Annotated in this window: 7 protein-coding genes and 1 pseudogene; 3 read left to right on the top strand and 5 right to left on the bottom strand. The window is 61.8% G+C overall.

The window, feature by feature from the left end; all coding sequences use genetic code 11:
• Nucleotides 1-161 precede the first annotated feature (161 nt).
• Nucleotides 162-1,247 carry a hypothetical protein gene (locus H7U37_RS16005; protein ID WP_272873463.1) on the bottom strand — a complete coding sequence of 362 codons (1,086 nt, stop codon included), beginning with the start codon at nucleotides 1,245-1,247 and terminating at the stop codon, nucleotides 162-164.
• 362 nt (nucleotides 1,248-1,609) lie between these two features.
• Between H7U37_RS16005 and H7U37_RS02985 the strand changes: the two genes are divergently transcribed.
• From H7U37_RS02985 to H7U37_RS02975, 3 genes are read left to right on the top strand one after another with little or no spacing between them, the layout of a single operon-like run.
• Nucleotides 1,610-2,410 (top strand): FAD binding domain-containing protein, encoded by an 801-nt coding sequence (locus H7U37_RS02985; RefSeq protein ID WP_243413534.1) that lies wholly within the window; start codon nucleotides 1,610-1,612, stop codon nucleotides 2,408-2,410.
• On the top strand, nucleotides 2,407-2,883 hold the full coding sequence (locus H7U37_RS02980) for a 2Fe-2S iron-sulfur cluster-binding protein (protein ID WP_204873485.1): 477 nt from the start codon (nucleotides 2,407-2,409) through the stop codon (nucleotides 2,881-2,883). The genes H7U37_RS02985 and H7U37_RS02980 overlap by 4 nt, the downstream gene beginning before the upstream one ends.
• Nucleotides 2,880-5,165 (top strand): xanthine dehydrogenase family protein molybdopterin-binding subunit, encoded by a 2,286-nt coding sequence (locus H7U37_RS02975; RefSeq protein ID WP_204873484.1) that lies wholly within the window; start codon nucleotides 2,880-2,882, stop codon nucleotides 5,163-5,165. The genes H7U37_RS02980 and H7U37_RS02975 overlap by 4 nt, the downstream gene beginning before the upstream one ends.
• A 122-nt stretch (nucleotides 5,166-5,287) precedes the next feature.
• Here the strand turns inward: H7U37_RS02975 and H7U37_RS16000 are convergent, their stop codons facing one another.
• The 4 genes and pseudogenes from H7U37_RS16000 to H7U37_RS02965 all read right to left on the bottom strand — a co-directional run bounded on the left by H7U37_RS16000 (nucleotide 5,288) and on the right by H7U37_RS02965 (nucleotide 7,281).
• Entirely contained in the window at nucleotides 5,288-5,683 is a 396-nt protein-coding gene (locus H7U37_RS16000) for a cytidylate kinase-like family protein (protein ID WP_204873483.1), read from the bottom strand.
• 58 nt (nucleotides 5,684-5,741) lie between these two features.
• Nucleotides 5,742-5,900, bottom strand: a pseudogene (locus tag H7U37_RS16425) (cytidylate kinase-like family protein); the annotation flags it as partial.
• Nucleotides 5,897-6,160, bottom strand: a complete 264-nt coding sequence (locus tag H7U37_RS16175; RefSeq protein ID WP_338049752.1) for a hypothetical protein — start codon at nucleotides 6,158-6,160, stop codon at nucleotides 5,897-5,899. The gene H7U37_RS16175 and the pseudogene H7U37_RS16425, both read right to left, overlap by 4 nt.
• Nucleotides 6,133-7,281 (bottom strand): MATE family efflux transporter, encoded by a 1,149-nt coding sequence (locus H7U37_RS02965; protein WP_338049750.1) that lies wholly within the window; start codon nucleotides 7,279-7,281, stop codon nucleotides 6,133-6,135. Before H7U37_RS02965 ends, H7U37_RS16175 begins: the two co-directional genes overlap by 28 nt.
• Nucleotides 7,282-7,284: the final 3 nt, after the last annotated feature.

The raw sequence follows: 7,284 nt of genomic DNA, 5'->3' as shown, positions 1-7,284 counted from the left end.
GGGCCTCGTGGAGCTCGTCCACGTCGGCCTGCTCCGCCTTGGTCTCCTCCAGGCGCCGGATGCGCTCCGCTTCGGTGGGCGTCTCCTCCACCGCCAGCGCGTTTTCCCATGCCTTGATTTCCGCCTCGGTCATCTCCCGGATTACGCCGTCAACCCAAATATTAGGCATTTGTTTTCACCACCTTATACGCTCCGGTGCTCTCCGAGGTCCTGTACAGCGTAACGGAGCAGGTATCGGACTGAACGAACATCTCCGACAGGAGATGATCGGACGTATTGCGGGCATAGGAAACGACATAAATTCCGCCATAGTTGATGACCGTAACCCCGATGCCCTCATATACAAGCACACTGCTTCCGGCTCTGTTCGTAGTGTCGATGTTTGCGTTGCCACCCACAGGTAGGATGATATATTTTTTGCCCACAGGTATGGTCCAGGTATTCTGCGCCTCTGATGCTACCGTTTCTACGGTCGCCGAAAATCCGCCCGCGGGCTCCGCCCATCCCGCCGGGGTGAGGACGTAGTTGTCGGGCACGCCGTTTGTGGACGGCACGCCTTCTCCGGCAGGTCCTTGGGGTCCTGCGGGACCTTCCGGGCCAACAGGGCCGGTTTCTCCCTGGGGCCCTTGTGGACCGGTGTCGCCGGTGTCCCCCTTGGGGCCCTGAGGCCCCGGTTCTCCCTGGTCGCCTTTTTCTCCCTTCTCCCCCTGAGGGCCCGGTTCCCCCTGCTCTCCCTGGGGCCCGGGCGGACCCTGGGGCCCCTCCGCCACCGCGGGCAGGGGCAGTTGGGACTCCACATAAGCGCCGCTGTCCAGGTCCCACACCATCCAGTACCCGTTATCCCCCGGATAGGGCGGATGCTGGTTGAGGGCCTCCAGCTGCTCCAGGGCCTGCTCCACGGCGGTGGGCACTGCGGGCCAGGTATCCGTCCCGGACAGGCTGGCGGGGATGAGCGTCTGGATGACATTGGTGTGGCGCACCAGCTCCCCCTGGGCGCCCCGGAGCTGAAGGGTGTAAATGCCGGACAGAGCCAGCATCTGTGCCGTCAGGACCACCCCCACACCCCCCTCCATGGGCGCCAAGTCAATGAGGTCCAGCTTGCCCGACGTCTCCACCAGCAGCGTCCAGTCCCACCCCTCCGGCACGCCGGTCACAAGGATGCGTCTGGTCTTGTTGTCGTACTGCCGGGCAAGCATGGTCTCCCCGGGCGGGATGTGGATGGTCCAGTTTTCTCCAAATCGGATCATGGCTTCTCCTCCCTTATGTTTGTGTTAACCATCCGCGGGATACAGGATGTTTTCTGCCCGGGACGGCGGGCGAACCCGGCGCTCTGCCGGCCGCCCTTCTATCGACATCATTCCCGCCCTCCAAAATTGCACGTTTGCGTGCAATTTTTCCGTACAGCCGTCATCGCATTTTCCTGCAGAAAAAGAGCCCGTCTGAGCCGGGCCTTGTATCAGAGCTCCAAAATCATGCGCCGAATCGCGCTTTTCTGGCTGTTTTGCCGAAAATACGGCACCATACTATACAAAAGGACAGGCTTCCTTTATAATGATAATCGAACCAGAACGCGCCCTGCATACGGGGCATGAAAGATGAGGGATCGGATTTGTATACCATCAAAAGCTATGTGTTTCCCCAGTCGCTGGAGGAAGCCTATGAGCTTCTGACCAAATCGCCGCGAAATAACCTGATTCTTGGTGGCTGCTGCTGGCTGAAAATGGGCAGCCGGCGCATCCAGACCGCCATCGACCTGACCCGGCTGGGCCTGGACGAGATCCGGGCGGCGGACGGCTGGGTGGAGATCGGGGCCAACGTGTCTCTCCGCCGTCTGGAGACGGACCCCATTCTGAAACGCCGGTTCGGCGGCATTTTGGGCAAAAGCGTATCCTCCATCGTGGGCGTGCAATTTCGCAACTGCGCTACGGTGGGCGGGTCGGTGTTCTCCCGCTTCGGCTTTTCCGATGTGACCTGCGCCCTGCTGGCCCTGGAGGCCACGGTGGTCCTCCACCACGCCGGCGAACTGCCCCTGGCCGATTTTATGGCCCTGCCCATCCGGTGCGACGACATTTTGGTCAAGGTCCGCATCCCCGACGACGGACGGACGGCGGCCTATGAGAGTATGCGCCGTTCCAGCACCGACTTTCCTCTGCTGGCGGCGGCGGTGAGCCGCAGGGGCGACGCCTGGACGGTATCGGTGGGGGCCCGTCCCGCCATGGCCTGCCGGTCCCAGGCGGCGGAGCGCGCGCTGGAAGCGGGACAGGGCGCTGCCGCTGCCGGCGACGCGGCGGCGGCGGAGCTGACCTTCGGCTCCAACCTCCGGGGCAGCGCGGCTTACCGTCAGGAGCTGGCCCGGGTGCTGGTGCGCCGGGCGGCGGAGACCTGCATGGAAGGGGGAAACGGCCAGTGAAAATCAAGATTACCGTGAATGGGGAGCTGTTCAACAAGCACGTCCCCAATGATATGATGCTGCTGGACTTTTTGCGCAAATATGGTTTTCACAGCGTCAAACGGGGGTGCGATACCTCCAACTGCGGCCTTTGCACCGTTTGGGTAGAGGGCAAGCCGGTGCTGTCCTGCTCCTATCCGGCAGTGCGGGCCGACGGAAAGTCCGTGACCACCCTGGAGGGCCTTCGCCCCCAGGCGGAGGAGTTCGGTCGCTTTCTGGTGGCTCAGGGCGCGGAGCAGTGCGGCTATTGCAGCCCCGGGTTTATCATGACGGTGCTGGCCATGGAACAGGAACTGGAGGACCCCACGGAGGAGGAGATTCTTCGGTATTTGTCCGGTAATCTGTGCCGGTGCAGCGGCTATACCGGTCAGATGCGGGCTATCCGGGCCTGGCTGCAGCACCGCAAGGAGCAGAAGGGAGGGGAACAGGCATGAAATGGGTGAATGAAGCCATTCCCAAAACCGACGGTCTCTCTCTCGTCACCGGACAGGGGGTCTACACCGACGACCTGGCCCCCAAGGACTGCCTGATCGTCAAGGTCCTGCGCAGCCCCCACGCCTTCGCCCGCATCAAATCCATCCGCACCGAACGGGCCGCCCGGGTGGCCGGCATTGCCTGCGTCCTCACCTGGGAGGATGTGCCCCGCATCCGCTATACCCTGGCCGGACAGTCCTACCCGGAGCCCAGCCCCTACGACCGCTACATCCTGGACCAGGTGGTGCGCTATGTGGGCGACCCGGTGGCCATCGTGGCCGGACGGGACGAGGCCGCCGTAAACAAGGCGCTGGGCATGATCCAGGTCAAATATGAGGTGCTGGACCCGGTGCTGGATTTTGAACAGGCGCTGGACAATCCCACCGTGATCCACGGGGAAGCGGATTATCACAATAACTTTCCCATCGGCGGCGACCCGAAGCGCAACCTGGTGGCCAGCGGCTGCGAGGGCGAGGGAGACGTGGAAGCGGCTCTGGCCCAGTGCGACGTGGTACTGGACCGGACCTACTACACCCAGGCCAACGCCCAGGCCATGATGGAGACCTTCCATACCTATACCTACCTGGACCAGACCGGACGGCTGAACGTGGTCTCCTCCACCCAGGTGCCCTTCCACTGCCGGCGGATCATCTCCCACGCCCTGGGCCTTCCCCAGAGCGCGGTGCGGGTGTTGAAGCCCCGCATCGGCGGCGGTTTCGGGGCCAAGCAGACCCTGGTAAGCGAGCTTTTCCCCGCCCTGGTCACCCAGCGGACCGGACGGCCCGCCAAGATCGTCTTTACCCGGAAGGAAGCCTTTCAGGGCTCCAACAGCCACCACCAGATGCGGGTCCGGGTCCGGGTGGGCGCCATGCAGGACGGCACCATCAAGGCGGTGGATATGCACGCCCTCTCCAATGCCGGCGCCTACGGCGAGCACGCCTCCACCACCGTGGGCCTTGTGGGCCACAAGAGCATCCCGCTCTATGCCAAAAATGCCGCCTTCCGCTTCTCCTACGACGTGGTATACACCAATACCATGGCCGCCGGCGCCTACCGCGGCTATGGCGCGACTCAGGGCTGCTTTGCCATGGAGTCTATCATCAACGAGCTGGCGGTGGAGCTGGCGATGGACCCGGCCCAGCTGCGCCTCCACAACATCCCCCAGGAGGGGGACAACATGCCCGCCTACTATAACGAGCCCCTCTCCAGCTCCCGCCTGCCCCAGTGCATCCGCAGGGGGATGAAGATGATCGGCTGGGATAAAAAATATCCCGCCGTCCGGGTGGATGAGCGTCACGTGCGGGGCGTGGGGATGGCCATTACCATGCAGGGCTCCGGCATTTCGGCCATTGACACCGCCACCGTCACCATCAAGCTCAACGACGCCGGACATTATACGCTCATGATCGGCGCCACCGACATGGGCACCGGCTGCGACACCATCCTGGCGCAAATCGCGGCGGAGGTGCTGGGCTGTCCCATGGAGCGCATCACCGTGGCGGCGGTGGATACCGACCACTCCCCCTTTGACACCGGCTCCTATGCCTCCAGCACCACCTATGTCACCGGCAAGGCGGTGGTGATGGCCTGCACCGAGCTGGTGGAAAAGATCACCGCCGAGGGGGCCCGCCGTCTGGGCATCCATCCGGAGCGGGCGGAGTTCGACGGCGACATGGTCTATGACCGGACCGATCCCGAAAAGTCCTTCTCCCTCAACAGCCTGGCCGAGGCGCTGGTGGTGGGCGAGGGGACCCAGTGGCTCACCGCCACCGCCAGCAACTGCTCCCCCACCTCTCCCCCGCCGCTGATGGCCGGCTTTGCCGAGGTGGAGGTGGATCTGGAGACCGGCGAGGCCAAGGTCACCGACTATGTGGGCGTGGTGGACTGCGGCACGGTGGTCAACAAAAACCTGGCCCGGGTGCAGACCGAGGGCGGCATCGCCCAAGGCATCGGCATGGCCCTCTATGAGGATGTCCAGTACGACAGCCGCGGCCAGATGGTGAACAGCTCCTTCATGCAGTATAAAATCCCCTGCCGCACCGATCTGCCTCAGCTCCGGGTGGCCTTTGAGGAGAGTTACGAGCCCAACGGCCCCTTTGGGGCAAAGTCCATCGGCGAGGTGGTCATCAACACCCCCTCCCCTGCCATTGCGCAGGCGATATACAACGCCGCCGGCGTACGCGTCCGCTCCCTGCCCATCACGGCGGAAAAGATTCTGCTGGGACGCAGCGAGACAACCTGATCTTCCCCTCATATAACTGCAAAAGAGCAAACAGACACGGCAAGAGTGCGATACCGCATTCTGTCGTGTCTGTTTCTTATCGCGCCCAGAGGCTGCGGGTGGGCGGTCCTTTCTTTTGCCGGTCAGACCGCCTCGGCGGCCTTCAGGATCAGTTCTAACGTGTGGGCCTTACCCAGCCGGGAAACATTGAGACACAGGTCGTAGTTTTTTGCCTGTCCCCACTTCTGGTCGGTGACGCTGTGGTAATGGGCGGCGCGGCTCCGCTCCACCCAACGAATCTTTGCCGCAGCCTCCTGGGGGGTAATTCCATCCCGCTGGCTGACATGGGCAATCCGCTGATCCTCATCCGCCAGGAGAAAGACCCGAAGCAAATTGGGATATGCCTTCAAAATCACATCGGCGCAGCGGCCCACGATCACGCATCCTCCCTGACGGGCCGCCGACTCCACCGCGTCCCGCTGAGCCTTCCAGACCAGCTCCTCCAGAGAGGGCTGACCGGTCAGGTTGCGGGTACCCATTACAGCGGGTACCCATTACAAAGGAATACAGCAGGCTGTTGGTGGAGCGCTCGTCCCGCTCCTCCAGATAGTCGGTACACAGGCCGCTGTCCTTGGCCGCCTTGGCCAGCAGCTCCTTGTCATAGTAGGGAATGTCCAGCTTTTTGGCCAGACGTTTGCCGATTTCCCGGCCGCCGGAGCCGAATTGCCGGCCAATGGTGATAATCGTCTGATTCATGCCTTACTCCTTTCTTCCATCCGGGTGAGCTTTTTCAAAATGCCGGCCATCATAACCCCGGCCACCAGAAGTGTGATGACATCGGCGATGGGGGCGGAGTACAGAGGACCCATAACCCCCGGCTCCACCAGGAGGGGGAAAGCCAGAATCATGGGGACGCACAGGATAAAGTCCCGCAGGAGGGAGAGGGTCATGGCCTGCACCGGCTTGCCCAGCGATTGCAGGAAGATACTCACCGCCTTGTGGATGCAGCAGAGCAAAATGGTAAAAAGATATATGCGGAAGGCATAGGTGGCAAACTCATTGTAGAGGTCGCTCTCGCTGCCAAAGATGGAAATGATCTGCACCGGAAATACCTGAAAGGCGATGGTGCCACCACGCCCACAACTGCCTCCGCCAGCATCATGGTTTTGAAGATCTGCCGTACTCTCCGTCCGTTGCCGGCGCCGTAGTTATAGCCTACAATGGGCTGACAGCCGGCGGCAATGCCCACCACAAAGGCAATGATGATCTGAAAGACCTTCATTACGATGCCCATTACCGTCATTGGGATGTCCGCGCCGTACTTGGAGAGGGCGCCGTACTTGACCAGCGTGGTATTCATCATACCCATGATAATCACGATGGACACTTGGGTCAGCAGGCTGCTGACCCCCAGCGGCAGGATCTTGGTCAGCAGGCTCCACCGGGGACGAAAGCTCTCCTTCCGCAGGCGGAAGGAGCGGGTCCGGAAGAGATAGACGATGCCCAGGATCGCGGAGACGATCTGTCCGGCAATGGTGGCCAGCGCCGCGCCGGTGACGCCCCAGTCCAGCAGGAAAATGGCGATGGGGTCCAGGATGACGTTCATCACACAGCCCACCAGGGTGGATATCATGGCAAATTTAGGGCTTCCGTCCGCCCGGATGATGGAGTTGAGACCGTTGGTAAAGATGTAAAAGGGGATACCGATGATGATAACGCTGAAATAGTCAATGGCATAGGGCAGGTTATTTTCGGTGGCGCCGAAGGCGGCCAGGATGGGATCGCGGAACAGGGCAAAGAGCGCCACCAGTACCACGCTGCACAAAAGCAGCATCAGAATGGCGTTGCCCACACTGCGGTGGGCGGTCTCCGTGTCCTTTTTCCCCTGACAGATGCTGAGGAAGGCGGCACAGCCGTCCCCGATCATCAGCGCCGCCGCCAACGCAATGACGGTGATGGGAAAGACGACATTGGTGGCGCCGTTGCCCAGATAGCCCACGCCCCAGCCAATAAAAATCTGATCCACAATATTATACAGGGATGAGACCAGAAGGGAGAGGGTACAGGGTACGGCAAACTTCAGCATCAGCGGCACAATGGGCGCCTGTGCCAAATAGCGGTTGGATGTTTGCTCCATGAA

This window comes from Pseudoflavonifractor phocaeensis (genome assembly GCF_016901735.1).
Taxonomy (GTDB): domain Bacteria; phylum Bacillota; class Clostridia; order Oscillospirales; family Oscillospiraceae; genus Pseudoflavonifractor_A.
The sequence above is the reverse complement of the archived record's forward strand: the minus strand, read 5'-3'. Positions and strand labels throughout refer to the sequence as shown.